The organism is Collinsella sp. TF10-11AT, assembly GCF_003437565.1.
Classification (GTDB): domain Bacteria; phylum Actinomycetota; class Coriobacteriia; order Coriobacteriales; family Coriobacteriaceae; genus Collinsella.
Genome location: NZ_QSQW01000006.1, coordinates 1 through 26,997 on the forward strand (window position 1 = coordinate 1; position 26,997 = coordinate 26,997).

The following is a 26,997-nucleotide window of genomic DNA, read 5'->3' on the forward strand; positions in this document are numbered from 1 at the left end:
TATCGATACCGCTCAGCCATTCGCCTCGCCCCCGTCGCACGTATCTTCATCCGGTCTGTTACTTTTAATCTAACGATTCTTTGAGGAACGTAGGTGCTTCTGAATGTACTGTCGACTTCTTCTCAAACTAATCCTAAGAGACAGGGCCGTATGGATCTCTACGCTCGTTCTTGCCGCGGCCTTCTCCATCCCCATTGCGTTCAATTCACCCATTTACGGACCCTTCTTTATGAAGCAGGGCATGCAGAGCTTTGTCGACGCATTCAATACGCGCGCACCCCAAGCCAACGGCATAGACCTATCGCCAGAGCAGCAAGTCGACGCGGAGCTTGCAAGATACGCGAACGCCGCTCTTGCCGCTCAAACCGACGCCGCCTTTCTCGATTCTGCCGAGAGCTACTACGCGCTCATGGACGAAGGCTTCCAATCCGGATCCATCGTGGGAGACCGAGAGACCAATGACGCGGCACTCGCATATTGCCGTGCTCTGAGCAGTTCCGGCATCACGCACATTCCAGCCTCCGCAAGCGATCTGCCATTCCTTTCCTTCCTGCCTTACGCCATTGCCATGGCGCCGTCTTTCCTTCCCTTCATCCCCTTCCTTCTCTCGTCGATACTCCTGCTCGGGGCCACAAGGCCTGCGACCCTGGCGGCGAAGGCGCCCGTGCCCAAATTCCGGCGCCTTATCCAGATCGTGTTTTCGATAATCGTCGCGGGGACCGCGATGCTCCTCGCCGGCCTCGCACCCGGGGGCATTTACGCCTTGGCCCTAAACGGCTTCGGGCAAATTGGGTACCCGATCGCCTTCTTCCATGACGGCGCGCTTACCACCACGACCGCGGGAAACGTCTTCACAGCCCTGCTTCTCGCGCTGCTTGCGGGCGGAACCTTGATATCCGTTTGCTCCGCCGTCCTATCGACCGCAACGAGGCGCGTCCTCGCGGGCCCCCTTACCTCCGCGCTGCTTGTCGCGGCCCCGGCATTCCCGTTGCTGTCCGATTCGGCACTGGAGCATAACGCCGCGCTCAATCTCCTGCCGCTGGCCGTGTTCTCGCCTATCGAGGCAACGGGTTACGTAGGATGCTTCCCGACAGAATTCATTGGCTCCGGTTCAGGCAGCGCATCGATGCTTGCCGTGGCCCTGGCATACGTCGCGGTCTTTTTTACGGTCGGCGCCGTTGCGACACGTTCCCCCAAACAGCCTGGACCCGCGGAAAAGCACCATGGGCTCGAGCTTCTAGACGCGAGCGTGGGATACGGAAGCACGACGATACTTTCAATCGGGTCGCTTTTCCTGAGCCCGGGAACGGCGGCGGGCCTCGTTGCTCCCAACGGCTCGGGGAAAACCACCCTTCTTGAAGCGCTGTCGGGCCAATTTCCCACCCGCATCCGCTCGGGAAGCCTGGCGGCAGACGGAATCTGCCAACGTCGATCAGCCGAATTTGCAGAACTCGTCTACCTGAGCTCTTCGGGCGGCGCGGATCTCTATCCCACGCTATCGGCCATCGAGCACCTTGCTTTCGTTAGGGAGGCGTGGAAATCGGCCGCCGACATCGACTCGCTCTGCGACTCCCTCGGAATCTCCCCATATCTCGACAAGCCGACCCGTAAACTCTCGACAGGAATGAAGCAGCAGGTAAAGCTTGCCATGGCGATAGCGACCGATTGCCCGTACCTCATCCTCGATGAACCGCTGAACGGCCTCGATCCGGGAAAACGGAAAACCTCCTGCGACGCGATGCGCAGCGAGGTGGCGCGGGGACGCAGCGTGCTCATTTCAAGCCATCTGCTCGACGACCTGGCAGACCTCACCGACTCGTTCTACTTCATCGAGGCCGGCACGCTCGTGGAAAAGATCGAGTCGTCCTCGCAGACGCTCAAGCAGGAATACCTCGATACATACGAGGGAGATGAATGACATGAAACTATTTGAACAGCTGAAGTCCAATGCGTCGCGCATGGCTGTCTACGCCATCCTCGTGGCAACGGCTTTATGCGGAATCGCGGCACCCGTCTATGCGCTCAACGGAGAGAAAGGCGATGTCGAACCCGCGTACATGGCTTCGACGGTTAAAGACCGGTACAAAGCCTTCTCTGGAGACACGTTTTACGTAGCAGAGTACGACACGACCTACCGTCAGCTTCGCTACAACAAGGGCTACGACTATCTAGGCGCAGAGGCAATCAGCTATACGTCGGGTTGGTACCGCTCCAACTATGGACACATAACCCAGTTCAAGTGTAACTACCGTGTGTACAACTAAAGCAACCGGCCGGGACGAGGGGTGACGCAAAAGCGTCGCCCCTCGTTTTTAACCATGTCAACTGAACCTAGTTCAGTTTGGTTGATTTCCGATCTCAGCCGAACACATTGAGCGGAAAGGCCGTTCCCGCAGTCAGTCGAACGTCCCCGGGGCCCTTCTCAGGCCCCGGGGACGGCATTTTCCCAGTTGAAGGAACGGTGGAGATGTGTTTCGATGGGTCAGATTCGTGTCGTTCCGAAAAGACCGTGAACCTTTTGTGGGACGCGCGGCGCCGTGGTACCATAGCCGAGTTTGTTGTCTTGGTCGGAAACCAAGACGCCTTATGCGCTGATCGGTAACCAGCGCCTGACCAATAAGGAGTCCTACCATGAAGCAGGGTATCCATCCCCAGTATGTCGAGTGCACGGTGACGTGCTCCTGCGGCAACACCTTCAAGACGCACGCTACCGTGTCCGAGATGAAGGTCGAGCTTTGCAACGAGTGCCACCCGTTCTACACCGGCCAGCAGAAGTTCGTCGACACCGGTGGACGCGTCCAGCGCTTCGCCGACAAGTTCGGTGGCGCCGCTGCCGCCCAGCTCAAGAAGGCTGAGGAGGCCAAGGCTGCCAAGGCCGCCAAGGCTGCTGAGGCCGAGGCTGCTCGCAAGGCCGCCGCTGAGGCTAAGGCTGCCGAGAAGGCTAAGCGTGCCGCTAAGTTTGCCGAGGAGGCTGCCAAGCAGGCCGCCGAGGCTCCCGCAGAGGCTCCCGTCGAGGAGGCCGCTGCCGAGGCCGAGACCACCGAGGCTGCTGAGTAAATAGCTCGCCGCGGAATCGCTCGCATTCATGGCATAAGGGCCGTGCATCCGTTCGGGTGCGCGGCCCTTTTCTTTTTATTGGTGCAAGCTAGCTCGTCCCCATTGCACCAGATTGGTGCGAAGGGGACAGGTTGGTTTGCACCAAATGGCAGAGTGACGGCGTTTTCCCAGATAAAACCTGCCAAAATAAACCAGTCCCTTTTTGGCAGGTCGGTCGGGTCGTAGTTATTACGTGGCGGTCGAGGTCGACCGTATAGGCCGCGTCCTGTTTGGCTAAAGTACATTTATCTGTGTTTAACTCGCCCGAGGCTGCATGGCGTGGGCGATGGCCAAAAAGGAAAACCACATGGGATTCATGTCAAAGCTGCTGTCCTTTGGATCCGATAAGGACCTTAAGCGCTACTACAAGATCGTCGATCAGATCAACGGTCTTGAGCCCCAGTTTGAGAAGATGACCGAGGAAGAGCTCCGCGCCCAGACCGATAAGTTCCGTGAGCGTTACGCCAACGGCGAGTCGCTCGACGACATGCTCCCCGAGGCTTTTGCCACCGTGCGTGAGGCTTCCAAGCGCATCACGGGCATGCGTCACTTTGACGTGCAGCTCATTGGCGCCATGGCACTGCACGAGGGGCATATCGCCGAGATGAAGACCGGCGAAGGCAAGACCCTGGTCTCCACGCTGGCCGGCTACCTCAACGCTATTGCCGGCAAGGGTGTACACGTCGTTACCGTCAACGATTACCTGGCCAAGCGCGACTCCGAGTGGATGGGCCGCATCTACAAGTACCTGGGAATGACCGTCGGTCTGCTCCAGAACAACATGCCGCTCGAGCTCAAGCGTCCGGCCTACCAGGCAGACGTCACCTACGGCACCAACTCCGAGTTCGGTTTCGATTACCTGCGCGACAACATGGTCACTCGCCCCGAGCAGCGCGTGCAGCGCGGCCACCATTACGCCATCGTCGACGAGGTCGACTCCATCCTGATCGACGAGGCACGTACCCCGCTCATCATCTCGGGTGCCGGCACCAAGTCCGCCAGCACCTACAAGGATTTCGCGCGTGCCGTGCGCGGCCTTGAGCGCGGCGAGGACGTCTCGCACGACATGCTCACCGCCACCGAGGACGTAGAGCCCACGGGCGACTACGTCATGGACGAGGCCAAGCACACTATCGCCGCCACCGAGCGCGGCCTTAAGAAGATTGAGCGCCGCCTGGGTATCGATGACATCTATGCCGATCTCTCCGGTCAGCTGGTCAACCACCTGCAGCAGGCGCTGAAGGCCCAGTACATGTTCCACCGCGACAAGCAGTACGTGGTCACCAACGGCGAGGTCAAGATCGTCGACGAGTTCACCGGCCGCATCATGGAAGGCCGCCGCTACTCCGAGGGCCTGCATCAGGCCATCGAGGCCAAAGAGGGCGTGCTCGTGCGCGAGGAGAACCAGACGCTGGCCACCATCACCTTGCAGAACTACTTCCGTCTGTATGACAAGCTCTCCGGCATGACCGGTACGGCACTCACCGAGGATGCCGAGTTCCGCGAGATCTACAAGCTGCCCGTCGAGGTTATCCCCTCCAACAAGCCCGTTCAGCGTGTCGACCACGAGGACCTGGTGTACCGCACCATCCAGGCCAAGTACAACGCCGTTGCCGACGACGTCGAGCGACGTCACGCCAAGGGCCAGCCGGTCCTGGTGGGCACCGTCTCCATCGAAAGCTCCGAGAAGCTGTCGGCCGCCCTTACCAAGCGCGGTATCGCGCACGAGGTCCTCAACGCTAAGCATCACGAGCGCGAGGCTCATATCGTTGCCCAGGCCGGACGCTACGGCGCCGTGACCATCGCTACTAACATGGCCGGTCGTGGTACCGACATCCTGCTGGGTGGCAATCCCGACGAGCTGGTGCGCGAGCGCCTTGAGTACGAGGGCCTGACCATGGAGGACGTGACGCCCGAGCAGCTCGAGCAGTTTAACGCTGAGGCCAAGGAGACCTGCAAGGCCGAACGCGAGCGCGTGCTTGCCGCCGGCGGCCTGACCGTCATCGGCACCGAGCGCCATGAGTCCCGTCGTATCGACAACCAGCTGCGTGGCCGCTCCGGTCGTCAGGGCGATCCGGGCGAGACTCAGTTCTACCTGTCGCTCGAGGACGACCTCATGCGCCTGTTCGGCGGCGACAAGATGGACCGCGTTTCCAAGATGATGGTTACCGCCGACATGGGCGACGACATGCCCATCCAGCACAAGATCATCTCCAAGGCCGTCGAGAACGCCCAGCACAAGGTCGAGAGCATCAACTTCTCCATGCGCAAGAGCGTTCTTGAGTACGACGACGTCATGAACAAGCAGCGCCAGGTCATCTACGCCGAGCGCAACAAGATTCTGGACGGCAAGGACCTGACCGATCACATCACCGAGGTCATGCACGATACCGTGTACCGCTGTGTTCAGGAGTTCTGCACCAAGGACAGCCACGATGGCGAGCGCGATCTCGAGGGCCTGCGCAAGTGGGTCGTGGAGCTCACCGGGCATATCGACACGCCCAAGTTCCCCGACGAGGACTTCGAGGCCCTGGCTGCCGATGTCCTGGCCTACGTTGAGAAGTGCTACAACATGAAGGCCGAGCGCCTGGGTGAGGACCTCATGCGCGAGCTCAACACCCAGGTCATGCTGCGCGTCATCGATACCCGCTGGATGAACTACCTGCAGGAGATGGACTACCTCAAGACCGGTATCGGACTGCGCGGCTTTGGCCAGCGCGACCCGCTGGTCGAGTACAAGACTGAGGCTTATGGTGCCTTCCAGATGCTCGTTGACACCATGTACGAGGATTACCTGCGCACCGTTCTGCGCATCGAGATCAAGGCCGCCCCGCAGGCCGTGGAGCACAAGGAGGACCCCGCGCTCGAGGGTGCGCGCTTCTCCGGCCCCGCCGACGTCGATGGCGACAACGGCAGCTCGGTGCTGCGCAAGCAGGCACAGGTTCAGGCTCGTACGGCCGTCCAGGGAGGCCCGGCTGCTGTCAACAACGGCGGCAAGGTGACCACCTACCGCAAGTCCGAGAGCGATGACCCTTATGTCAACGTGGGCCGCAACGACCTTTGCCCCTGCGGCAGCGGCAAGAAGTTCAAGTACTGCCACGGCAGGAATCGTTAATGGCCGAGGCTTTAGAGGTAACGCCCGCCGAGCTGGACGCGTTTGCGGACCGGCTCGGCGAGGTCGAGTCGTATCTTCATTTGGACGAGAAGCGCACGCGCGTGACCGAGCTCGAGGCAAAAAGCGTGGCCCCCGGCTTTTGGGATGACGCCGACGCCGCTCGCGCCACCATGGAGGAGATCGCTCGCGCCAAGGAAGATATCGCTGCCGTGGATACCGCGCGCGGCGAGCTATCTGACGCCCGCGCGGCGCTGGAGCTTGCCGAGGAGATGGGCGACGACCCCGATGCCGCCGCATTGCGCGAGGAGGCTGCCGCTACGGCAGAACGCCTGGCCCGCGCTATCGACGAGCTCGAGCTTTCGAGCTGGTTTACCGGTGAGTTCGATCACGGCGACGCGATTGTGACCATCAAGCCCGGACAGGGTGGCCTGGAGGCACAGGACTGGACCTTCATGCTCTTTAAGATGTACATGAAGTACTGCCAGCGTCGCGGCTGGAAGGTCACCATTAACGACTGCCCCGCGGCTGAGGTCATCGGCATCGACCGTGCGACCTTTACCGTCGAGGGCAAGGACGCGTTTGGCATGCTGCGCGCCGAGGCCGGCGTTCACCGCCTGGTACGCATCAGCCCCACCGATGATAAGAAGCGCCGCCAGACCACGTTTGCCGGCGTCGAGGTCATTCCCGTGTTGCCTGACGATATCGACATCGAGATCAGTCCCGACGATATCCGCGTGGACGTGTATCACGCGAGCGGTCCGGGCGGCCAGGGCGTCAACACCACCGACTCTGCCGTACGCGTGACGCATTTTCCCAGCGGCATCGTTGTCACTTGCCAAAACGAGCGCAGCCAGATTCAAAACAAGGCCGCGTGCATGCAGATTCTCAAGGCCCGTCTGTACGAGATCGAGCTCGAGAAGCGCGCCGAGGCCCTGGATGAGATTCGCGGGCCCAAGACCACGATCGGTTTTGGCAACCAGATTCGCAGCTACGTGCTCTACCCGTATCAGATGGTCAAGGACCTGCGCACGGGCGTGGAGACCAGCAACGTCGAGGCCGTTCTCGACGATGGCGATCTGGATCCGTTTGTGATCGGCTACCATCGTTGGGCAACCGGCAACGCCGATGCGGAAGCATCGTCTGCCTAGGCACATGATTGGCTCCGGGTCGATGCAAACACTGCGCAGGGGTGGTATTTGCCCGGTGAATCGGTAGAATCGAATACAGCAAGAAGTTCAAAGCGCACTCGTTTGGGTGCGCTTTTTTGAGGGAGGCAGCATGGCATATCGTCTGGACATCAAGCGCATTCTTTCGATGAACTTCTTTCATGACTTGCCCAAGATTATGTTTGGCTGCGCCCTGGCAGCTATCGCGACAGACTTGTTTTTGATCCCCAACGGCCTTGCCGCCGGCGGCGTCACAGGCCTTGCCACCATTATTCAGGCGGTCGGCGCCTCGCATGGCATATCGCTTCCCGTCGGTATCCAGACCATCGTGATGAATGCCTTGCTGCTGCTGGTTGTTATGCGCGAGGGTGGCATGTTCTACGTGGTGCAGACGGCGACCGGTTTTGTGCTGCTGGGTTTTTTCACCGACCTGTTCGCTCCGTTTGTGGCGCCGCTGGCACATGCCGACCTGATGCTGCCCGCTATGTGGGGCGGCATTATCACGGGCATCGGGTATGGCATGGTGTTGCGCGCCGGTGCCAACACTGGCGGCTCTGACACGATCGGCCAGATCATCTCGCGCAACACATCGCTGCCGGTTGGCTCGACCGTCATGGCGATCGATGTTGCCGTGTGCGCGCTGTCGGCCCCGGTCTTTTCGGTCGAAAACGCGCTGTATGCGGGCCTTTCGATGGTCATTAGCGGCTACGTGATCGATGCCGTGGTCGACGGTGGCAACAGGCGCCGTATGGTGCTCATCATCTCGGACAAGTTTCCCGATATCGCGGCCGACATCATGTATGGCCTGGGCCGCGGCTGCACCAAGTTTAGGGCGACCGGCATGTACTCGGGTGCCGAGAAGCCGGTGATCATGGTCATTGTGAGCCGCCGCGAGCTCAACACCCTCAAAACGATCGTGCGCGAGCGCGATCCTCACGCCATTGTGACGGTCGCCGACGTTACGGAAACCTTCGGTGAGGGATTCAAGGACATTAACGCGTAGGGCCGACTGCGTTCCATCCAAAAGACGTTCACATTGATAAACCGTTTCATCAGCGGTTCTGCCTGCTCAATTGTTCAAATAATGATAAATACTCTGGTAAAGCTTCCAGTTTCCAGCATAATGAATGACGTACGTGCATCGCGGCTGTGTTGGGACTACCTTTCCGTGCCGTGCGCATCTTGTCTTAAGAGGATGAAAGGAAGGCACAATGAGCGACGAAGAGCTCAAAAAGGTTGCCAACGAGGTAAGGAAGGGCATCGTCACCGGCGTGCACGCTGCCAAGTCCGGCCATCCGGGCGGTTCGCTCGGCGCTGCCGACATCATGACCTATCTGTACTTTGAGGAAATGAACGTCGACCCGGCCGACCCCCGCAAGGCCGACCGCGATCGCTTCGTGCTTTCCAAGGGTCATTGCGCGCCTGGTCTGTACGCTGTGCTCGCCGAGCGCGGATTCTTCCCCAAGGAGGATCTCGAGACGCTGCGCCACATCGGCAGCCACCTGCAGGGTCACCCCAACATGAACGACACCCCGGGCGTCGATATGTCCACCGGTTCGCTCGGCCAGGGCATCTCCGCCGCCGTGGGCATGGCCGTTGCCGCCAAGCACTGGGGCGACGACTATCGCACCTACGCCCTGCTGGGCGACGGCGAGAGCGAGGAGGGCCAGGTTTGGGAGGCCGCCATGTTTGCCGGCAACCAGCAGCTTGACAACCTCTGCGTGATCGTCGACCACAACGGCCTGCAGATCGACGGCCCCGTCGAGGAGGTCAACGACCCCATGCCGCTCGCCGACAAGTTCCGCGCCTTCAAGTTCCACGTGGTGGAGCTCGCCGACGGCAACGATTTCGATCAGATCCGCGCCGCCTTTGCCGAGGCCCGCGCCACCAAGGGTCAGCCGACCGCCATCATCGCCGAGACCACCAAGGGCAAGGGCGTTTCCTTTATGGAGAACCAGGTGGGTTGGCACGGCAAGGCCCCCAACGATGAACAGTTTGAGCAGGCCATGGCAGAGCTCACGGCCGCCGGAGAGGAGCTCTAGGATGGCAGACGTCAAGAAAATCGCCACGCGCGTAAGCTACGGTGAGGCCCTCGTCGAGCTCGCCAACGAGCACGATGACTTTGTGGTCCTCGATGCCGACCTGGCCGCCGCCACGCAGACCGGCAAGTTTAAGGCAGCCTGCCCCGACCGCTTCTTCGATGTGGGCATTGCCGAGAGCAATCTGATGGGTGTTGCCGCCGGTATCGCGACCACCGGCCGCGTTGCTTTTGCGAGCACCTTTGCCATGTTTGCCGCTGGCCGCGCCTTTGAGCAGGTCCGCAACTCCATCGGCTATCCGCACCTTAACGTTAAGATCGGTGCCACGCACGCCGGTATCTCGGTGGGCGAGGACGGCGCCACGCACCAGTGCTGCGAGGATATCGCCCTCATGCGCGTCATCCCCGGCATGACCGTTATCGTTCCCGCCGACGACGTGGAGGCTCGTGCCGTGACGTGCGCCGCCTACGAGTGCGACGGCCCCGTGTACATGCGCTTTGCCCGTCTGGCCTCGCCGGTCATCAACGACCCCGAGACCTACAAGTTCGAGGTAGGCAAGGGCATCGTCATGCGCGAGGGCACCGACGTCACCATCATCGCCTGCGGCCTAATGGTCGGCGAGGCCCTCGAGGCCGCCGAGCAGCTCGCTGCCGAGGGCATCGATGCCGAGGTCATCAACATGCACACCATCAAGCCCATCGACGCCGACCTGATCGTCAAGAGCGCCACCAAGACCGGTCACGTCGTGACCGTCGAGGAGCACTCCGTGATCGGTGGCCTGGGCAGCGCCGTTGCCGACGTTCTGTGTGAGCAGTGCCCGACGCCGCTCAAGAAGATTGGCGTCAACGACACCTTCGGCGAGTCCGGCCCGGGTGCCGAGCTCCTGCACAAGTACGGCCTGGACGCCGCCAACATCGTGGCGACCACCAAGGAGTTCTTGGCATAAGGCAAGACGAGGCAAAGTATCGCGTCGACAACCGCAAACAAGCCAGAACAGGGGCGTCCTCAAAGAGGGCGCCCCTGTTTATGCTGAATTTAAATTAGAGTCCTGCCAAGCAAAGTTCCCATGGGGAAACGAGCCCATCCCAGCAAAGTGCAATTCAGACCCTTCCAATTTTGTATGCGCAGCATCTCAAGTTGGTGCGTCGGCCCCATAGTAGCCGCAGGCCGGGCGCAGGGTTACCTCCCAAATCTTTCCGCAGCGCAGGCCGGCGTTTGTCCGCAGCTCCGCAGGAGCAGGACAAATGCCGGCCATGCGCGAGGACGATTTGGGAGGTAACCCTGCGCCCGGCCGGTGAGACCCAAACCCCGCCATGCTTCTTATGTGCAGCAAAGCTAATGCTGCTAAAATACAAAGCGCTCATGTAGTTTAAACGCACGACGATAAGGAGCACCAGTGGGTAACCACTTCCGTACCTCCGGTGCGGGCGATGATGCCCCCAAGACGCAGACAGGCGTCCAGGGCAGTCGTTTCGCCACTCCGGATTCAGAGGGCCAGCTTGTTGCTCAGGCCCCCGCTCAGCCGGCAGATCAGGCACAGCCGGCATCCGATCCCTTTGCCTACAATCCCACCAGCGATGTCGCGCTTTCCGGCACGGCGGGTTTTGAGCCCGTTCAGGCCGTGACCGCTCGCGTGGAGCAGCCTCAGGCTGGCGCTGCCACGCCGCAGCCTACCATGGCCGGCATTCCCGACCCCATGGCCCCTGCGACACCGGCTCCTCAGCCTGCGCAGTCCGGTCTCTTTGCCGCTATTCCCGACCCCACGCAGCCTGCTGCCCCGGTGGTCGAGAGCGATCAGGCGGCCGAGGTCGCAAGCCTCGATAACGCGCTCAACAACCCCGATTTTACGTCGGTGTTTGCGCCCATCGATCCGCAGGCCAGCCGCAAGAAGATGGCCAAGCAGGCCGGTGTCGAGCCCGTCATCCTTATGGAGCATGTCACCAAGATCTATCCGGCACAGCCCAACAAGCCTGCACTCGACGACATCAACATCGAGATCTATCCGGGCGAGTTCGTCTTCCTGGTCGGTCACTCCGGCTCGGGTAAGACCACGCTGCTGTCGACGCTCAACCGCGACGTCAAGCCGACGAGCGGTCGCATCCTGGTTGCCGGTCAGGACCTCATGAAGATCAAGAACCGCAAGGTTCCGTTCCTGCGCCGCCAGATTGGCGCCGTGTTCCAGGACTTTAAGCTCCTGCCGCAAAAAACCGCCTACGAAAACGTGGCGTTTGCTCTGCAGTGCATCGGCAAGCCCAAGGGCGTCATTCGCAGCCAGGTGCCGGAGGTGCTGCGTCTGGTCGGTCTGGCCGATCAGATGGACTCGCTGCCCGACCAGCTTTCCGGTGGCGAGCAGCAGCGCGTCGCCGTCGCCCGCGCTATGGTCAACCGTCCGCCGCTGCTGATCTGCGACGAGCCCACGGGTAACCTCGACCCGGCGATCTCGCTGGGCATCATGAAGCTGCTCGAGCGTATTAACCGCACCGGCACCACCGTGATCGTCGCCACGCACGACCGCGAGATGGTCGATAGCATGCACCGTCGCGTGATCGCCCTCGAGGGCGGCCACGTTATCCGCGACCAGGAGAGGGGAGGTTACGGCAACTATGGCACCAACTAACGTGGGCTACTCCTTCAAAGAGGCAATCAGTCACTTCTTCCGTAACTGGACTACCTCGCTCGGCGCCGTCATCACGATCTTCCTTTCGCTGTTTATCATCGGCCTGTTCATCATGGGCTCCGCGATGCTGAACTCCGTGATCGGCACCGTCGAGGATCAGGTCGTCATCAACGCCTTTATTAGCGATGACGCCGACCAGGCAGATGTTCAGGCCTTTGAGGCTGAGCTCAAGACGTGGAGCAACGTCAAGTCCGTGACGTACAAGGACAAGGACGACGCGCTGGCCGAGTATACGAGCAAGATGTCGGGCAACGCCGACGCCACCATGAGCGCGCTCGATGGCCAGAACCCGCTGCCGGCTTCGTTTGCAATTGAGATGGACGATCCGTCCAAGGTCGAGAGCACGGCCCAGAAGCTCAAGAAGAACGCCGACTTCCAGAAGATCGCGGATGACGGCGACGTCAACGCGAGCGTGCTGTACGGCCAGGAGGAAGTGAGCCGCCTGTTCCAGGTGACCAACTACATCCGCATCGCCGCCGTGGTGCTCGTTGGCCTTTTGACCTTTATCGCATTCATCTTCATCAACAACACGATTCGCCTGTCCATCACGGCGCGTCGTCGTGAGATTGCGATTATGCGTCTGGTCGGCGCCAGCAACGGCTTCATTCGCGGCCCGTTTATCACCGAGGGCGTACTGCAGGCCATTTTGGGCTCGCTGCTTTCCATCGGCGTTCTGGAGCTGCTGCGCAATCTGATGATTCCGCGTTTGCAGGAGAGCATCGGCTGGATGTCGTTTGCCCTGCCGATGCAGTACTACCTGGTGACCTATGCTGCGCTGATTCTGGTCGGCGTGATTATCGGTCTCTTTGGTTCTGCCATCGCCATGCGCCGCTACCTGCGCGTGTAGGCATGCCTGGAATTCATCCCTTCCAACGGGTCGTCTCTTGCGGGGCGGCCCGTTTTTTGATCCCTAGGGGACGGCAGGAAAACGGATCATTTGGGTAGACTCTTTGGAGTTCGCAATCGATAGTTAGGAGGCGCCATGGGGCGCAATAACAAGCATAAGCGTGGAGCTCGCAATAAGCGCGGGCCGGTGCGCAGCGAACGCCGTCCGAGCCTGACCGGGCGCGTGCAGCTCCATGAGCATAGCGCCTACGTTGTAACCGAAAACGGCGACTACAAGGTCATGGGCCGCGGTAAGCGCGAGATCATGGATGGCGATACCGTAGCCGTGAGCATTAAGAACAGCCCGCACGGTGAGCGGCGCGCCGTGATCGAAGGCGTGGTTGAGCGCGCAGCCATAAGCGTGGTGGGTACGTACCAGACCGCTGGTCCGCTCGGTGTGATCGAGCCGCTCGATTCGCGCCTGAAGGCCGACTTCTTCATTCTGCCCGAGGATACCTCGGCGGATCGTCTGGGCGTCCACCCGGGTGATGCCGTTGTCGCGCGCATTTTGACCTACCCGACGCGCCTGGAATCGGGCACCGTGACGATCGAACGCCGCATTGGCGGAGATGACGCGCCCGATTTGGGCGTTCAATACGTGATGGCGCGTTACGGCTATACCGATAGCTATCCCGAGGCCGCGCTGGACGAGGCCGAGGGGCTTTCGCTCGATGTGTCCGCGGCGCTTAAGGACCCGCTCCGCCGCGATCTGCGCGACCGCTTTGTCATCACGATCGACCCGGTCGACGCGCGCGACTTTGACGATGCCATTTCGCTTGAGCGCACGCCCGAGGGTGGCTACAAGCTGGGTGTGCATATCGCTGACGTTTCTCACTATGTGGCTTGGGACGGGCATATCGATCTTGAGGCTCGCCATCGTACGACATCGGTGTATCTGGCCGATCGCGTGCTTCCCATGCTGCCCGAACGCCTGTCCTGTGACCTATGCTCGCTTCGCCCTGACGAGGACCGTCTTGCGTTTACCGTTGACATTGAGCTCGATGCGCAGGGTCGCGTGCGGCATTACGATCCGTACCCCAGCGTGATTCGCTCGCGTGTGCGTATGGACTATGACGGCGCCGAGGCGCTGCTGGTGCGTGCCGACGCGGTTGAGTATTCGGTGCTGGAAGGCGCCGCTGAGGATGTTGCGGCTGCTGAGGCCTCGCGCGAGGAGGCGCTTGAGCGCGGTCTTGCGTGCGAGGAAACTGCTCGCGGCTATAACGTCGACCTCGGCGATTTCCTTGTCGCCGCCAACGAACTCGCCGAACTTCGCCGTCGTATTCGTCGTGCCCGCGGCTCAGTCGATTTTGACACGGCCGAGATTCGCGCTCTATTGGATGAGGACGGAGTACCCGTGCAGATTGTGGCGCGCGAGCGTTCGTGTGCCACGTCGCTTATCGAGGAAGCCATGCTACTCGCCAACGAGTGCGTTGCAGAGTGGCTGGCAGACCGTGATATCGAGGCCTGCTATCGCGTGCATGAGGATCCGAGCCCCGATAGCCTGCACGGTGCCGCCGTTGCGCTGGCGCAGCTGGGCATCATCGACGATCGCCGTGCTGCCGGTATCGCCCTGGGGAGTCCCGATGAGCTACAGGCTGCAGTTGATGCTGCCGCCGGTACGGCCAACGCACCGCTCGTCAACACGCTGCTTCTGCGCAGCATGCAGCGCGCACTGTACAAGCCGCGCAACGAGGGCCACTTTGCGCTCGCCGCGCCGTGCTACTGTCACTTTACGAGTCCCATCCGTCGCTACCCCGATCTGGTGGTGCACCGCGTGCTCAAACTGCAGTTGGCCTATGAGCAGCTCGGCGGCAAGGACGCCCTGGTCCGTACACCGCGGCTGATCGGCAAGGGGCGCGAGTCGCTGCCGCGCATTCTGCCGCAGATCTGCCGCGCATGCAGCGATGCCGAGCGCGCGGCAGATGCCGCTAGCCATGCGACGCAAAAGATCAAGATTGCCCAGTACTATGAGGATCGCCTGGGCGAGCGCTATGCCGGAACGGTCTCATGGGTCAGCAGCATGGGCCTCTTTGTGCGCTTGGACCTGACGCAGGTCGAAGGCTTGGTTTCGATCAAGAGTCTGGGCAACGAGTGGTTCGAGTTCGACGAGGATGCGCTTACGCTGACGGGCGCCGACACGGGGACTCGCTATGAACTGGGCCAGCGCGTGATTATCGAGGTTTCGCGCGTCAATACCACGCGTGGGCACTTGGACTTTAAGCTTATCCATTAGCCAAATCTCGACTCATGGCGGGAGAGCGGAGGGCGGTCTTTCGGGGCCGCCCTCCGCATTTGGATCATAGCTACCTTGCCGTCCGCTCGGCCGCCCGCTTACCTGCTATTCGAGAGGTAAAACCTACCAAAATAAACCTGTCCCTTTTTGGCAGGTTTACAAGAAAGCGGGGATGAGATGGCGACGGTGTATGGTTATGCGCGGGTGAGTTCGCGCGATCAGAATCTAAATCGGCAGCTGGATGCGCTGGGCGCCTATGGCGTGGGCTCGGCGAATATTTATGCCGACCATGCGAGCGGCAAGGACTTCGATCGCCCGCGGTATCGCGAGCTGCTGCACATCCTGGGAGACGGGGACGTGCTGGTGGTGCTTTCTATCGACCGGCTTGGCCGTAATTACTCCGAGATTCTTGAGGAATGGCGACGCATTACCAAGGAGCTCGGGGTTGCCATTGTGGTGTTGGACATGCCATTGCTTGACACGCGCGCCAGGGCCAGCGGCGCGCCGGATGTGACCAATACCCTGATTGCCGATATTGTGCTACAACTGCTGAGCTACGTGGCGCAGGTGGAGCGCGAGAATATTCATCGGCGCCAGGCGGAGGGGATTGCAGCGGCGCGGGCGCGAGGGGTCCGTTTCGGTCGACCTCGCAAGCCGTGCCCTCCTCAGTTTGAGCTGGTGCGCGATAGCTATGAGGCGGGCGATATTACCCGCAGCCAGGCGGCAAAGTGCCTGGGCGTGTGCGTGGGGACGTTCGATCGCTGGATGCGCGAGGCGGGGTAGGGGTTTGCGTCGCTTTGTCGCTTCCTGTTGCGATTCAAATTTTGATACGGTGACGATGCCATTTGGGGCTACACTCGCTGATATTCAAAAAAGGAGGTAGGCCCTTGGCGCGCGTAAAACAAATAATCGGATGGACCGCGATCATTCTGTTCGCTGCAACGCTGGCGGGCATCTGGGTGCTGACGGAGCAAAATGCGGTGGAGACGTCGTTGCTGAGCGAGTCCACCGCGCGCGTGGTGGAGGGTCAGGCTACGGGCGTTCAGGCTGCCGATGTCGCGGGTGAAGCTCAGACCGAGAACGGGATGACCGGGGGCACCGATTCGGCTGCTTCGAATGTCCGGTCTGGCCGACTTGCTTCCATTCGCATGTGGGTGGGCACGAACGTCCGTCGCGTTGCCCATACCGTAGAGTTTTTCTTCGTCGGATTGTTCGCCTCGGTGGTCGTGGTTTGCTTTTCCAGGCGTCCTTGGAGCGTATGCTCCCGTTGCGTGCCCGTGTTGCTCTTTTGCGCCGTCTGCTCCGTTGGCGATCAGGTACATAAGATCTTTGTTCCCGGCAGGCATTTCGACGTTATCGATTTAGGATTCGATGCTGCGGGCTATGTCACCGCCATGCTGTTGGTATTGCTGGCAGCGGCGTTGGTGCGCTATGCGACTCGGCCGATCGGCGCCCATGCGAGGCGCTAGCCTTAAGACGAGACATCGCGACTGCCTATGCTTCGACATTGGCTACAATAACGGCTGCAATCGCGAGTGGTCGTCGATGTGCAGTTTTCCGGACACCTGTTTTCTCTAAGAAAGGAAATCCCATGACCGTACTGTTTGTTGAATATCCCAAGTGCTCGACCTGTAAGAAGGCCAAGGCATGGCTGGACGAACACGGGGTAGAGTATATCGACCGCGATATCGTTTTGGACAATCCCACGGCTGATGAGCTTGCGACCTGGATTGCTCGTTCGGGACTGCCGGTGCGGCGCTTCTTTAATTCGTCGGGCATGAAATATCGAGAGCTGGGCCTGAAGGCGCGTCTAGATGCGGGCATGACGGATCGGGAGTGCTACGAGCTGCTGGCGACCGACGGCATGCTGGTCAAGCGTCCGCTGTTGGTGGGCGACGACTTTGCGATTCCCGGCTTTAGGGAAGCAGCTTGGACCGAGGCGCTGCTGTAGCGGCTGCGGAAAGTGCGACCCGTTTTGAGCGCTCGGGGTGGGACGTGTTTTCCATCGGAGGGCTCGCTCGGCTCAATCCTTGAGCTGTGCCCATTCGTGCGGACCGTAGACCTTTACGTGCTTGTTGGGCTTGCCGCTCCAGTACTCCTCGTCCATAAAGGGCAGATATGCCTGAACACCGGGGCAGATAAAGGGAATCCGCTGCTGTTGCAGTCGCTCGCGTTGGCGCTGCTCCAGGTGCGCCTCGGATATGACAGTCGGCATACCGGACAGCTCGACGAGGCTTGCCTGGATTCGCTTAAGGTCGGGGAGTCCCGCGTGCCATGACATCCGCATGATCAAAAAGGATGCACGGCGGTATTTTGCCTGCATCACCGTGATGGCGGGGCGCAGGGTGGGATGGATTTTGTCCCGTTCGGGCCAAAGGTCAGCAGTGATCTCGAGGCCCAGGGTCTCCCATAGGTAATCAAGCTCTTCGTCCATGGCGCCTCGATATCTACGTGATCATTGATACTTCGATTGTGTTGCCTGGTGCTATCGTTTTCGCGGTAGAATCTGCCAACGGTTGACGGCTACCGCTCGCGGCGTTTTGCCCTTCGTGTGCAGCGGTCGACTTCACAGGTCCTTCACGTGTCGGCCGTATTTGGCTGAATTTCAAAAAAGTCAAAATTAGGGCTTGCGTCACGGCGGGACTTCCCGTATATTTCTTTCTTGCGCAAAGGCACAGCCGAGCGCAGCGATGCAGTCATTGGGATGTCGTCTAATGGCAGGACAGCGGATTCTGGTTCCGTCAATGGGGGTTCGACTCCCTCCATCCCAGCCATTGCATTTGCTACATATGGCCCGTTCGTCTAGCGGTTTAGGACGCCGCCCTCTCAAGGCGGAGATCACCAGTTCGAATCTGGTACGGGCTACCACAGCTGATTTTCCCGAACTCTCCATTGGAGGGTTCGGGTTTTTTGTTTTCACTGGTAGAACGGCACAAAATGAACTGTACCAGCAGGCTCCCGTCCTCGTTGACCGTCACTCGGTCGACGAAAGCGGCGACCATCCCGCGGGGACCATCCGATTGGCGCATCTTGTAGAGCGCAAAGAGGATCATGTCTCGGTCGATGAGCGGCGCTCCGCGCTTAATCTCATCGAGCTCGGCCTTGAGCGCCATGAGCTCGTCTTGCAATCCGTTGATTTTGACCGCCATTCGGTCCGTAGAGCCGAGCTTGCAGGCAAGGTCGATAGCGTTATCAATCTCACGCTCAACGTCCGTTATTCGGCGTCTCAGGGCTTCACGCGCGGTAATCTCCTGCTCGGCGTCTTTGTCCTGGCGCGCGAGTACCATGTCGACTATACGCTCGTCCAGATCTGGATTCTCCTTTAGCAGGCGCGCGCATGCGCCGATCACCTTGTCCTCAACCTCGTCACGGCGCATCGACACCTTGGTTTTACGGCAGCGGTAGTAGTGATACTGCTTGCCGTTCTCGCCATATCCGCAATCGCTCTCGAATTGATTGCCGTCGGCGTCATAAATCTTCCCCGACAACAGATACTCAGCATTCATCTTGCCTCGCCTTTTGCGACCTCTGGACGCCATGTGCGCATGAGCGCTGTCCCAAAGGTCGCGATTGATGATGGACGGCATGCCGTTTTCTTTCCTGAAATCGCCCCAGGTGTAGGTGCCGATGTAGCGTTCACAGTTGAGCAGCCTGCTCACCGCTTCGTTGCTAAACGGCCTGCCGGTGACGGTCTTATAGCCAAGGCCGTTGAGCCTGCGCATGATCTCGGCTTTTGTCTCGCCGGCAGCGCACATGTCAAAGGCCATGCGCACGCCTGCTGCCTCATGCTCGTTGACGGCATAGTATCCATCTGCGCCACGGTCATACCCAAAGATTGAGACGCCGTTGTGCTTGCATTTGAGAGCGTTTCCTTCCATCCCGCGCTTGACGTTTTGCGCGAGGTTGGCGCTGTAGTATTCGGCCATTCCCTCAAGCACAGATTCGAGGATGATGCCGTCGGGACCGTCCGGCACCGATTCGGCGGCGGTTACGATCTCCACGCCGCACTTACGCAGTTTCGCCTTATAGACGGCGGAATCGTAGCGTGAGCGTGCAAAACGGTCGGTTTTGTAGACGATTACCTTCGTCCAGCGCTGTGCCTGGGCATCGAGAATCATTTTTTGAAACCCAGGGCGCCCGACTGCATTGGTACCGGATCGCGCCTCGTCCGTATAGGTCTTTACAATCTCAAAGCCCTTGGATGCCGCGAATTGGGCACAGACGCGCACTTGGTCCTCAATCGATTCCTCGCGCTGCTTATCTGAGCTAAATCTCGCGTAAATCACCGCTTTTTCTGACATAATGTGATTGTCCGTTCTGCCGTTTGGGACTGGACTAAAGCCTGCTGAGTCTTGACCACTCAGTGGGCTTTTCTTTTATGATGCTCCATACCGTCATATTTGATCTCAAGCGATCTGAATTCTGATGGTGTCATACCAAGCTTTTCGATGATGTTTAGAGCTTTATCCCATGTAGGGCTTTTTGTACGGCCGGTAATCAGTTTTGAGAGGTACTGCGTCGACAGGCTCTCATCTGCGAGATCAATTGCGCGCAAACCCCGCTCATCCAGCACGTGTTTCAGTGTTTTCCCAAAAGACATGATTTATTTGGTTCACCTTCTAATCGAGCTTCAAGCTCACTGAATTCATCAACGGTCATGCCGAGAGCTTTAATCATCGTCAGAGCCTTTTGCCAAGTTGGGTCAGCTATTCGTCCTAAGAGAAGCTTTGATATATACGATGCGCTCACCTCTTCGCTAACGATATCAGCAGGCTTCAATCCCTTTATCTTAAGAGCTCTATCGAGAGCTTTTGCGAATGACATCCGAGACCTCCTTTGCCTAGATATATTTTAGCGCCGAACAAAAAAGTTGCCAATACGACAATTTTCTTATTGAAAAGTGTCCAATACGACACTACACTATGTAGTGTCCAATACGACACTCTGGGAGGTGAGAACATGGATAGGATTGCTGAAAAGATTGCTGTGTGGCTTCAAAAGACCGGCAATAGCAAGAAGTCGCTCGCAAACATGCTCAACATTTCAACAACATCCCTCAACAACAAATTGCGTGGGAAAACGTCTTGGCGTTGGAGGGAGGTCTGCTCGGTCGCTGAAATTGTTGGATGTGAATTAAGCGACCTTGAGGACGAGGCGGCTTAGCTCGCTACCTGATCGCCACACCGCGTGACACGACCTTTTGGCAGTGGTTAGTACGTGTGCCATGGCAGGCCAATCGCAAGGTGGCTCAACGGCAAGCCGGATCGCTCCTTTCATCCGGTAGTCAACCTGATGCCGTGTCACACGGTGTGGCGATCATCCATAAAAGAAATGGCCTAGTAGTGCTGCAACACCACCAGGCCGCGGTCAAAGGAAAGCTGGTAAGCAAAATGACCAAAGCAATTGTAACATCCGCTGCTTTCTTTGCACTCATGCTCATGGTCGAACCGGTCTGTACCTTCATCGACAGCCTGCCGCCCGTGCTCAACATGGCGCTCATCTTTGTCATGATCGGTGCAATCATGCTCGCCTTTTGGCTCATGATGCGCCACGAGCTCGAGCTTTGCGAGGGACATTATGAGCACTGATGAATTCGCCGAGCGCTTCAAGCGCGAGCTGGCCGAGTGGTTTGCCAATGACGAGACCCGTAAGGAATTCGAGCAATGGAAAGCAAGCAAGGAGGTAGCGAAATGAGTGAGGATTGCATACCAGGCTCGTGCAAGTACGAGACCTACACGATGCGCACATTAGCAAATAAATACCTCTGCAACGGTTGCAATCGCTTCGGGAGAGAAGTGAGAGTGACCTGCAAAGGCGATGGTTTTTGTTTCTACGCCGAAAAAGATAGCGTTTTCAAGGTCACCTCAATCGAGGTCATCGAGGAGGGCATGGGCATTTATCGCGAAGCTATTTTGGCTAACAAGCGCGGCGATGCCTACCTGATCAAGCATTTCGAGAGCAAGGACGCCGCAGACATAAGGTGGCGCTCGGCCTTTTGCTTTGTGTATCGCTATGACCTGTCAAAGGACATAGCTGATGTGACCGAGCAAGTCGCGAGCGTCAAGAGAATGCCATTCTCCAATTCAATTGATGAGATTGTAAGGCAGCTTGGAATTAGCTACGACCGTCACCTGTATAACTACTCGATTCGAGGTGAGGTCTGATGGTCCTTACCGAGAAAGAGCGCAAGGAATTAAAGCTCCAGCTTCGCCCTGTCGTTAAAAGAATGCTTGATGAGCAGCCTGTTGCAACTGCGATTGCCAATGCGATGCGCAGGAATCCAGATCTGACTTGGTCTGAGCTTGCCGGAGTGTTCTGCGAAGTCATGGGCTGCTTGCCAATAAATTGCCCCCACTGTGGAAAGAGGATCATCAATGCCGACGAATGACAGAAGGGCGATCGCCGGCGAATTGCGACGTAAGGCAAACGACTCGCTGGATGGCGAGAGCTTGCAACGCACGCTCGCCAGGATTACAGACGCCGAGGATTCGAGTTGGCGTGGCGTAATGCACCGCCTTGCCGACCTGATTGACCCGCCACTCACTTGCAACATCATGTACGACGACAACTCTTTCATTTGCGAGAAATGCGGCGGCGAGTGGCCCAACGAAATTCGGTTTGAGTATTGCCCCTACTGTGGAGTGGAGATTGTCAATGACTAGCGCTAGTGAGCAGCATCTTCCATATCGCTCGACCGCTGACGTTGTCGTGCTCGACGGTGACGGCAGTAGGTGGATGAGAGAGCGGACAGGCCACCTCATCGTAGATAAAGACGGTCGCACGGCCTGCTCTGAGTGTATGTGCGCCGCGCTGTACATGAGTGATGCAACGTACTGTCCTGATTGCGGATGCAAATTGCAAGGTGGTATCGAATGAGCTGCTTTTTCTGCGACGGACCAAAAGTCGCACCTGTGTACAACATTCCGCATCGCGATTACTTCGCGGCACCAATTGGGACTATGACCATGATGCGCGGCTACGATGGCGAGCCGACGGTCAAGGTCGAAATCGATACCGATACAGAGCTCAGTATTTCTGACGGCACGTCGATTTGTGACAGCATGACCGCCAACGTAACAGCGTTGGGGCACATCGAGCACATCAGGTACTGCATGTTCTGTGGAAAGAAGCTCGTCAATGACTAACAATGAAAACAAAAAGACCTGCGCGACATGTGCCAGGCTCGACGGCAGCATCTGCAAGCTCGACGGATTCTGCATTGGAAGCCTGGAACACGGTGCGTGCGAGAAATACAAACAGCGTCCGAGCAGCGCCAGCAGTGAGAATACTGGCGCTCGACAAGCGATTGCCGATAATGAGCGCCGTGAGATCGCCGCAAGGTTGCGCCATCGCCGCAAGGAGATGGACAACGAGAAGCCTCCGCAGGGCAAACTGTTCGCGGCGGCAGTCTATCTGTTGGAGATTACCAGAGCAGTCAAATGCGGCGAGAGTGGTGCGCTTTTCTATCGCCTGGCCGATTTGATTGACCGTCCCACCTGCACCTTTTATGGCACACCCGAGCGGATCGGTTACGCCTGCTCGAATTGCGGTCAGACATTCACGCGCAGACCGTTTATGGCGCACTCCTTTGGCAAAGATACTCAGGTTGAGATTCCATTCCGATTCTGTCCCTACTGCGGTGCAGAGGTGGTGACAGATGATGAATGATGTGCGCCGCAGGATTGCGAGTAAGCTGCGCGAAAAGTTTGACTTGATTGAATGTTCGCTGCTGCATCCAGACGGCTCCGAGCCTAACTGGTCTGTCGAAGAACTGTTTGAGGTGCTGGATATCGATTATCCCGAGTGCCTCAATCCGTGGGAATGCCCTTATGACTACATCGCTGATCTCATAGACGTGCCAGCTTGCAAAGACCTGGTTAAGCACCAGCCGGACCCGTTCAACCCGACTCAGCCGATGCAAGACGGCTTTTTCGAATGCTCTGATTGTGGATGGCACGGTCGGCTTTGGGAGTACATCGGCTTTGGAGACATGGGGGCATTCGTACCTAAGTTTTGCCCGGAATGCGGAGCGGAGTTTTTAGGTGAGAGGCAGATAGTTAGTAAGGAGTGTCTCTGTGTGGCTAGAAAGGAGTGCTGATGACTAATCCGATTAAGCGCATGATTATCAATCATCGCAGGCTCAGGATTCCCACTTGTGCCACGTGTGCCAAATGCGTTGGCTATCACGGCGAACCAAGATGCACCTCTGCTAGATACCTTGAGCATACCAACAGGCTGAACTGTACGAACCATGTATACGCTCTGCTCGAAAACGTCCGTGGCACCCGATTTTGCGAGTACGAGGAGGACAAAGATGCTTAGTCACGAGCAGGGCGGTGGTGGACGAATGAGCGAAATTAAGCTTAAGCCATGCCCGTTCTGCGGAGGCAGTGCTGAGCTTTATAAGGTCTGGTCAGGCTATTCGGTGAAATGCTGTGGCAATGAACGCTGTCATATGCAGGCCGTGCCGCTTCCGGCATACGAAACGAAAGAACGTGCTGTCGAAGCATGGAATAGGAGGGCGAAATGATTACCGATACGAGCAGTGTGAAAGTGGAGAGCGTCAAGATGATTAACGGGTCGTCGCGCCATGTGCTCGCTGAGTGCTTGCGGATTTTGCCGGTCAGAGAATCAGACTCTTTCGACATGATTTATCGGGGCGATGTCGAAGACGTTCTCGGTCTTGAAACTGATGGTGATTGCTTGTACACAGCAGAGTCCGTCTATCAGTTGGCTGATCTCATTAGCTCTTGTGGCGATCGAGTCGGTGAAGCTGATGATTAGCAATGCTTTGCGCCATATGGTGGCTGAGAACTTGCGCATTCTGAATGTTAAGAAATCTGATCAATTCGACCTGATTTGCCCAGATGAGGTCGAGCGCGTGCTTGGCCTTGACTCTGATTACAACCCTTGGTTCACAGCGGATTCTGTCTATCGACTCGCCGAGCTTATCGACCCATACAGCGGTCGGCACGCCAAGCCGACAGGCAAACGCAAGGTCAAGCTCTATCTCGTCAATGACTGCGGGGGCGAGTGGGAGGACGCCTGGAATGAGCCTGTCATTGCATTCGCCAATCAGGACGATGCCAAGAAGTGCGCATGCGCTCGCGAGTCGCGCCAAAGTCTTTGCAATTCAGGCTTTGGCTACAGAGACTACTCTGGCTCTTTTATCACAGAAATCAATGCTGTTATCGATGATTCGATTTTAGAGCCACGAAATACGCGAGGGCATGTCCCGGCAGTCAGCGACAGACCGTGGTATCAGATGCCTGGACATTCGCTGAGCGGACCACCGCTTTCATCAGGCAAAACATTTTAGGGGACTGATTATGAATAACCAACTGACTCCATGTTACGTGAGCGAGATGCCGGGCGAAAAGGCGCGGGCGCTGCTCATTGACTTCGCGGTTGAGGCCTGGACCCATCCGGCCTCGCCTCTTATCAACGGCTTTCCGGCAGGACAAGAGTCTCACCCGCGAGCGATCGTGATGTTTGAGACTGGAGACGTGCGATGCGTTCACGTAAATGCCGTCCAGGTCATCGGTGCGGAAGGGATTTTCAGTGAGTACGCATTTCCCAAAAACGACGGCTCGACGAGCCCCATTTAAGAGCGAAAAGCCAGTCGAGACCGATTTTGGCATCGTCAATCTTTTCCTTCACCTGACAGGCAACGACACGATGCCGACCGTGCAAGAGTCCGATTGGCCCAATCACAAGCATCCATCACCGCCGATGCGCGAGTGGTGGGGATAGGAGATAGATGAAATCTTTAGTTGTTGACAGCTTCGCATTCGCATTCGCGACGATTGCCGTTTTGGTCGTGATTGCGCTTTATCTGGGTGTGCCGGCAGGTGTGCTCTCAATGATCTGCTCAGTCGTGAGTGCGGCGGCGGCAGTGACGGCAATGGTTTTCCTCATCGTGCTCAAAAAGACCCTCGAGCCGATTTACGCGATTGTCGAGACGAGCAGGTACCGAATTATCAAGATGCGCGGCGAGATCGACACGCTCAAGCGCCGAGTCAATGCCTTGGAGGACAAGATCTATGGAGCGTAGAAAGAACATTCTGTCGCTACCGACACTCGACGGCGACACCGACAGCCCAAGCGTGATTCTCTACAAAGACAAGGTCTATGTCGACTCCACCGGCTCTGGCTACAAAGAGGTCGATAACGGTCGCATTGCGATTAAAAGAATGCCTCCAAATCGTGCAACAACAGCGCTGTCCATCTCCGGGCTTGCATTTGACGGCGGCTCGCCCGACATCATCCAGTACGAGGGCGCGAGCTACGTAAAAGCCGACCTCGATGCGCTTGAAAAGCTCGTGGGCGACCTGTCGGCGCTCGGGGACATTCCTGATCCCGTGGCGACCGGCGCGAGCTGCGCCCTGATAGCCGAGCGAATCAAGCGAGCGATTGGAGTATGGGAATGACGGATGACGAGATTAAGCAGGCGCTGGACGATACTGAGCTTTCAATTGAAATCGATTGTGCGCGCGACCCTGACTTTATCAAAGTTACCAGCGGAAAGGTCTACAGGCCCGAGCGCACGGCGAGCAAGGACATGATGAAAGATTTTGTCAACGATACAGTGATTTTCACGTGTAGCGAGTGCAACCAAGAGGTCTCTTGCGACGATGTCTATTGCTCGTGCTGCGGATCGCGATTCGTATGAGGCCACTCGAGTTCTTTGTGCCGTCAAACCGGCTCAGTCCCAAAGGCGAGCGTACTCACGTTGACGGCTGGAATGAGTACATAAAGGCCGTCAACACGTCCCGCTATACCGGTGCCGCGCGTGAGCGTGAGAACGTGACTCTAGTTGCCGATTATGCATCGCTCGCCATGCGGCAGGCGGCTTGGAGACCGCCTGAGACCCATTGTCTCGTCTACGTCACATTCATCGAGCGCGACCGCCGCCGAGACATTCCCAATGTTTACGGCGGTCTCAAATGGGTGCTCGACGGCCTGAGCCGCCCGCGCGGCAGCAAGAGCGTGGGAGCCGGCGCCATCGTGGACGATTCGCAAAAGTGGCTGACCGTTATACCCATGGTCGCCATCGACAGGCAAAACCCCGGCGTCCATATCAAGATCGTGCCGGTCGACAGTCCGGCAGAAATTGTTCAGGTCATGGGAACAAACGTTCCCATTCCGGCAAACACAAACAAAGGAGTTATCAAATTATGACTCTCACGACCGACTATATCCTGGGACTGATTCTCACGGTCGGTGCCGATGCCTGCCTGTGCATGCCGTCAATCAAGGCTGAGGACGGCACGCCGGTAAAGTATCCCGAGATCGCCTATGCCGTCACCTCGACCTGCGATGCTCTCTGCAAGGAGATCGCAGGCATGGAGATGGGTGATGCCCCGCACGATGCGCGCGAGCTCGTCTGCGACATTATCGAGAATACCTTCAAGGCCTCAATTGAGAATATGAATCGCGACCAGTCGCTCGACATTGAGACTATCCCGACAATCATCCGCGGTCTGCGCGTCGGTCAAATCGAGGTGAGCGATGATGACTGCCAGTAGCGACCTCTTTATCTCGAACTGCAATACGATTGCCGTCGCCGCGAGGGATTTTTCGGCAGACAATCTACCGCCGCTGAAAGACGCTGCCGCTGCCGTGACGTGCGGCATGTGCTACAGCCTGATCGCCGAGACATGTGACGCGCTTGTCAACCTCAGCAAAAAGAATATCGACCTTAGCAATAGTGAGGTCGACCCGCTGGTCTGCTTGGCGAGCATTCTGATCAGGGGCACGACTGCCCCCAAGCCCGAGGACTGACC

Annotated in this window: 36 protein-coding genes, 2 tRNA genes and 1 pseudogene; 35 read left to right on the forward strand and 4 right to left on the reverse strand. The window is 58.2% G+C overall.

The window, feature by feature from the left end; genetic code table 11:
• Positions 1-229: 229 nt before the first annotated feature.
• From DXC99_RS05230 to DXC99_RS05295, 14 genes are all read left to right on the forward strand, one after another.
• Positions 230-1,918 carry an ATP-binding cassette domain-containing protein gene (locus tag DXC99_RS05230; RefSeq protein WP_158551656.1) on the forward strand — a complete coding sequence of 563 codons (1,689 nt, stop codon included), beginning with the start codon at positions 230-232 and terminating at the stop codon, positions 1,916-1,918.
• A gap of 1 nt (position 1,919) precedes the next feature.
• Positions 1,920-2,264 (forward strand): hypothetical protein, encoded by a 345-nt coding sequence (locus DXC99_RS05235; RefSeq protein WP_006235302.1) that lies wholly within the window; start codon positions 1,920-1,922, stop codon positions 2,262-2,264.
• A 367-nt stretch (positions 2,265-2,631) separates the two neighbouring features.
• Positions 2,632-3,057 (forward strand): 50S ribosomal protein L31, encoded by a 426-nt coding sequence (rpmE, locus tag DXC99_RS05240; protein WP_006235303.1) that lies wholly within the window; start codon positions 2,632-2,634, stop codon positions 3,055-3,057.
• Between the two features lie 346 nt (positions 3,058-3,403).
• Positions 3,404-6,211: a preprotein translocase subunit SecA gene (gene secA / locus DXC99_RS05245; RefSeq protein WP_117583027.1), complete on the forward strand. Its 2,808-nt coding sequence runs from the start codon at positions 3,404-3,406 to the stop codon at positions 6,209-6,211.
• Positions 6,211-7,359: a peptide chain release factor 2 gene (gene prfB, locus DXC99_RS05250; protein WP_117583026.1), complete on the forward strand. Its 1,149-nt coding sequence runs from the start codon at positions 6,211-6,213 to the stop codon at positions 7,357-7,359. The genes secA and prfB overlap by 1 nt, the downstream gene beginning before the upstream one ends.
• A 130-nt stretch (positions 7,360-7,489) precedes the next feature.
• Entirely contained in the window at positions 7,490-8,380 is an 891-nt protein-coding gene (locus DXC99_RS05255) for a YitT family protein (RefSeq protein ID WP_117583025.1), read from the forward strand.
• 208 nt (positions 8,381-8,588) lie between these two features.
• Positions 8,589-9,419 carry a transketolase gene (locus tag DXC99_RS05260; protein ID WP_099432020.1) on the forward strand — a complete coding sequence of 277 codons (831 nt, stop codon included), beginning with the start codon at positions 8,589-8,591 and terminating at the stop codon, positions 9,417-9,419.
• A gap of 1 nt (position 9,420) precedes the next feature.
• Positions 9,421-10,362, forward strand: coding sequence for a transketolase family protein (locus DXC99_RS05265; protein WP_117583024.1), 942 nt, complete (start codon positions 9,421-9,423; stop codon positions 10,360-10,362).
• Between the two features lie 450 nt (positions 10,363-10,812).
• Positions 10,813-12,033, forward strand: coding sequence for a cell division ATP-binding protein FtsE (ftsE, locus tag DXC99_RS05270; protein ID WP_117629495.1), 1,221 nt, complete (start codon positions 10,813-10,815; stop codon positions 12,031-12,033).
• On the forward strand, positions 12,020-12,940 hold the full coding sequence (ftsX, locus tag DXC99_RS05275; RefSeq protein ID WP_099432018.1) for a permease-like cell division protein FtsX: 921 nt from the start codon (positions 12,020-12,022) through the stop codon (positions 12,938-12,940). The genes ftsE and ftsX overlap by 14 nt, the downstream gene beginning before the upstream one ends.
• Before the next feature lie 135 nt (positions 12,941-13,075).
• Positions 13,076-15,211: a ribonuclease R family protein gene (locus tag DXC99_RS05280; RefSeq protein ID WP_117629496.1), complete on the forward strand. Its 2,136-nt coding sequence runs from the start codon at positions 13,076-13,078 to the stop codon at positions 15,209-15,211.
• Positions 15,212-15,388: 177 nt separating this feature from the next.
• The gene (locus tag DXC99_RS05285; protein WP_117629497.1) at positions 15,389-15,994 is read left to right on the forward strand and encodes a recombinase family protein; all 606 of its coding nucleotides are present in this window, start codon (positions 15,389-15,391) and stop codon (positions 15,992-15,994) included.
• A gap of 104 nt (positions 15,995-16,098) precedes the next feature.
• A complete protein-coding gene (locus DXC99_RS05290; RefSeq protein ID WP_158551657.1) occupies positions 16,099-16,680 on the forward strand; it encodes a VanZ family protein in 582 nt (193 codons plus the stop codon).
• A gap of 122 nt (positions 16,681-16,802) precedes the next feature.
• Positions 16,803-17,162: an arsenate reductase family protein gene (locus DXC99_RS05295; protein ID WP_117583016.1), complete on the forward strand. Its 360-nt coding sequence runs from the start codon at positions 16,803-16,805 to the stop codon at positions 17,160-17,162.
• 72 nt (positions 17,163-17,234) lie between these two features.
• Here the strand turns inward: DXC99_RS05295 and DXC99_RS05300 are convergent, their stop codons facing one another.
• A complete protein-coding gene (locus DXC99_RS05300) occupies positions 17,235-17,645 on the reverse strand; it encodes a hypothetical protein (RefSeq protein WP_117629499.1) in 411 nt (136 codons plus the stop codon).
• Between the two features lie 266 nt (positions 17,646-17,911).
• On the opposite strand from DXC99_RS05300, the gene DXC99_RS05305 reads away from it, so the two are divergent.
• The 3 genes from DXC99_RS05305 to DXC99_RS05315 all read left to right on the forward strand — a co-directional run bounded on the left by DXC99_RS05305 (position 17,912) and on the right by DXC99_RS05315 (position 18,537).
• A tRNA-Gln gene (locus tag DXC99_RS05305) sits at positions 17,912-17,985 on the forward strand.
• Positions 17,986-18,002: 17 nt separating this feature from the next.
• Positions 18,003-18,079: transfer RNA gene (locus DXC99_RS05310), tRNA-Glu, on the forward strand.
• Positions 18,080-18,231: 152 nt separating this feature from the next.
• Positions 18,232-18,537, forward strand: coding sequence for a hypothetical protein (locus tag DXC99_RS05315; protein ID WP_117629500.1), 306 nt, complete (start codon positions 18,232-18,234; stop codon positions 18,535-18,537).
• Positions 18,538-18,798: 261 nt separating this feature from the next.
• Here the strand turns inward: DXC99_RS05315 and DXC99_RS10625 are convergent.
• The 3 genes and pseudogenes from DXC99_RS10625 to DXC99_RS05335 all read right to left on the reverse strand — a co-directional run.
• A pseudogene (locus tag DXC99_RS10625) lies at positions 18,799-19,512 on the reverse strand (recombinase family protein); the annotation flags it as partial.
• Between the two features lie 59 nt (positions 19,513-19,571).
• Positions 19,572-19,811, reverse strand: coding sequence for a helix-turn-helix domain-containing protein (locus DXC99_RS05330; RefSeq protein ID WP_117629502.1), 240 nt, complete (start codon positions 19,809-19,811; stop codon positions 19,572-19,574).
• The gene (locus DXC99_RS05335; RefSeq protein ID WP_199408873.1) at positions 19,790-20,035 is read right to left on the reverse strand and encodes a helix-turn-helix transcriptional regulator; all 246 of its coding nucleotides are present in this window, start codon (positions 20,033-20,035) and stop codon (positions 19,790-19,792) included. The genes DXC99_RS05330 and DXC99_RS05335 overlap by 22 nt, the downstream gene beginning before the upstream one ends.
• A 135-nt stretch (positions 20,036-20,170) precedes the next feature.
• Between DXC99_RS05335 and DXC99_RS05340 the strand changes: the two genes are divergently transcribed.
• The 18 genes from DXC99_RS05340 (at position 20,171) to DXC99_RS05425 (ending at position 26,995) form a co-directional block, all read left to right on the forward strand.
• Positions 20,171-20,374, forward strand: a complete 204-nt coding sequence (locus tag DXC99_RS05340) for a helix-turn-helix domain-containing protein (RefSeq protein WP_117629503.1) — start codon at positions 20,171-20,173, stop codon at positions 20,372-20,374.
• Positions 20,375-20,601: 227 nt separating this feature from the next.
• Complete coding sequence (locus tag DXC99_RS05345) at positions 20,602-20,799, forward strand: hypothetical protein (protein WP_117629504.1); 198 nt, start codon at positions 20,602-20,604, stop codon at positions 20,797-20,799.
• 102 nt (positions 20,800-20,901) lie between these two features.
• Positions 20,902-21,375: a hypothetical protein gene (locus DXC99_RS05350; protein WP_117629505.1), complete on the forward strand. Its 474-nt coding sequence runs from the start codon at positions 20,902-20,904 to the stop codon at positions 21,373-21,375.
• The gene (locus tag DXC99_RS05355) at positions 21,375-21,599 is read left to right on the forward strand and encodes a hypothetical protein (RefSeq protein WP_117629506.1); all 225 of its coding nucleotides are present in this window, start codon (positions 21,375-21,377) and stop codon (positions 21,597-21,599) included. Before DXC99_RS05350 ends, DXC99_RS05355 begins: the two co-directional genes overlap by 1 nt.
• Positions 21,586-21,873: a hypothetical protein gene (locus DXC99_RS05360; RefSeq protein ID WP_117629507.1), complete on the forward strand. Its 288-nt coding sequence runs from the start codon at positions 21,586-21,588 to the stop codon at positions 21,871-21,873. The genes DXC99_RS05355 and DXC99_RS05360 overlap by 14 nt, the downstream gene beginning before the upstream one ends.
• Before the next feature lie 303 nt (positions 21,874-22,176).
• The gene (locus DXC99_RS05365; RefSeq protein ID WP_158551658.1) at positions 22,177-22,356 is read left to right on the forward strand and encodes a hypothetical protein; all 180 of its coding nucleotides are present in this window, start codon (positions 22,177-22,179) and stop codon (positions 22,354-22,356) included.
• Positions 22,349-22,879: a hypothetical protein gene (locus DXC99_RS05370; protein WP_117629509.1), complete on the forward strand. Its 531-nt coding sequence runs from the start codon at positions 22,349-22,351 to the stop codon at positions 22,877-22,879. The genes DXC99_RS05365 and DXC99_RS05370 overlap by 8 nt, the downstream gene beginning before the upstream one ends.
• Entirely contained in the window at positions 22,869-23,309 is a 441-nt protein-coding gene (locus DXC99_RS05375) for a hypothetical protein (protein WP_117629510.1), read from the forward strand. The genes DXC99_RS05370 and DXC99_RS05375 overlap by 11 nt, the downstream gene beginning before the upstream one ends.
• A 249-nt stretch (positions 23,310-23,558) precedes the next feature.
• A complete protein-coding gene (locus DXC99_RS10630; RefSeq protein ID WP_369831454.1) occupies positions 23,559-23,741 on the forward strand; it encodes a Lar family restriction alleviation protein in 183 nt (60 codons plus the stop codon).
• The gene (locus tag DXC99_RS05385) at positions 23,738-23,995 is read left to right on the forward strand and encodes a hypothetical protein (RefSeq protein ID WP_117629512.1); all 258 of its coding nucleotides are present in this window, start codon (positions 23,738-23,740) and stop codon (positions 23,993-23,995) included. The genes DXC99_RS10630 and DXC99_RS05385 overlap by 4 nt, the downstream gene beginning before the upstream one ends.
• Positions 23,979-24,530, forward strand: a complete 552-nt coding sequence (locus DXC99_RS05390) for a hypothetical protein (RefSeq protein ID WP_147329340.1) — start codon at positions 23,979-23,981, stop codon at positions 24,528-24,530. The genes DXC99_RS05385 and DXC99_RS05390 overlap by 17 nt, the downstream gene beginning before the upstream one ends.
• Before the next feature lie 10 nt (positions 24,531-24,540).
• The gene (locus DXC99_RS05395; RefSeq protein ID WP_117629514.1) at positions 24,541-24,819 is read left to right on the forward strand and encodes a hypothetical protein; all 279 of its coding nucleotides are present in this window, start codon (positions 24,541-24,543) and stop codon (positions 24,817-24,819) included.
• A gap of 152 nt (positions 24,820-24,971) precedes the next feature.
• Positions 24,972-25,265: a hypothetical protein gene (locus DXC99_RS05400; protein ID WP_117629515.1), complete on the forward strand. Its 294-nt coding sequence runs from the start codon at positions 24,972-24,974 to the stop codon at positions 25,263-25,265.
• Positions 25,255-25,641, forward strand: coding sequence for a hypothetical protein (locus DXC99_RS05405; protein ID WP_117629516.1), 387 nt, complete (start codon positions 25,255-25,257; stop codon positions 25,639-25,641). Before DXC99_RS05400 ends, DXC99_RS05405 begins: the two co-directional genes overlap by 11 nt.
• Positions 25,638-25,883: a hypothetical protein gene (locus DXC99_RS05410; protein WP_117629517.1), complete on the forward strand. Its 246-nt coding sequence runs from the start codon at positions 25,638-25,640 to the stop codon at positions 25,881-25,883. Before DXC99_RS05405 ends, DXC99_RS05410 begins: the two co-directional genes overlap by 4 nt.
• Positions 25,880-26,392, forward strand: coding sequence for a hypothetical protein (locus DXC99_RS05415; protein WP_117629518.1), 513 nt, complete (start codon positions 25,880-25,882; stop codon positions 26,390-26,392). The genes DXC99_RS05410 and DXC99_RS05415 overlap by 4 nt, the downstream gene beginning before the upstream one ends.
• Positions 26,389-26,739, forward strand: a complete 351-nt coding sequence (locus tag DXC99_RS05420; RefSeq protein ID WP_117629519.1) for a hypothetical protein — start codon at positions 26,389-26,391, stop codon at positions 26,737-26,739. Before DXC99_RS05415 ends, DXC99_RS05420 begins: the two co-directional genes overlap by 4 nt.
• Positions 26,723-26,995, forward strand: a complete 273-nt coding sequence (locus tag DXC99_RS05425) for a hypothetical protein (protein ID WP_117629520.1) — start codon at positions 26,723-26,725, stop codon at positions 26,993-26,995. The genes DXC99_RS05420 and DXC99_RS05425 overlap by 17 nt, the downstream gene beginning before the upstream one ends.
• Positions 26,996-26,997 lie beyond the last annotated feature (2 nt).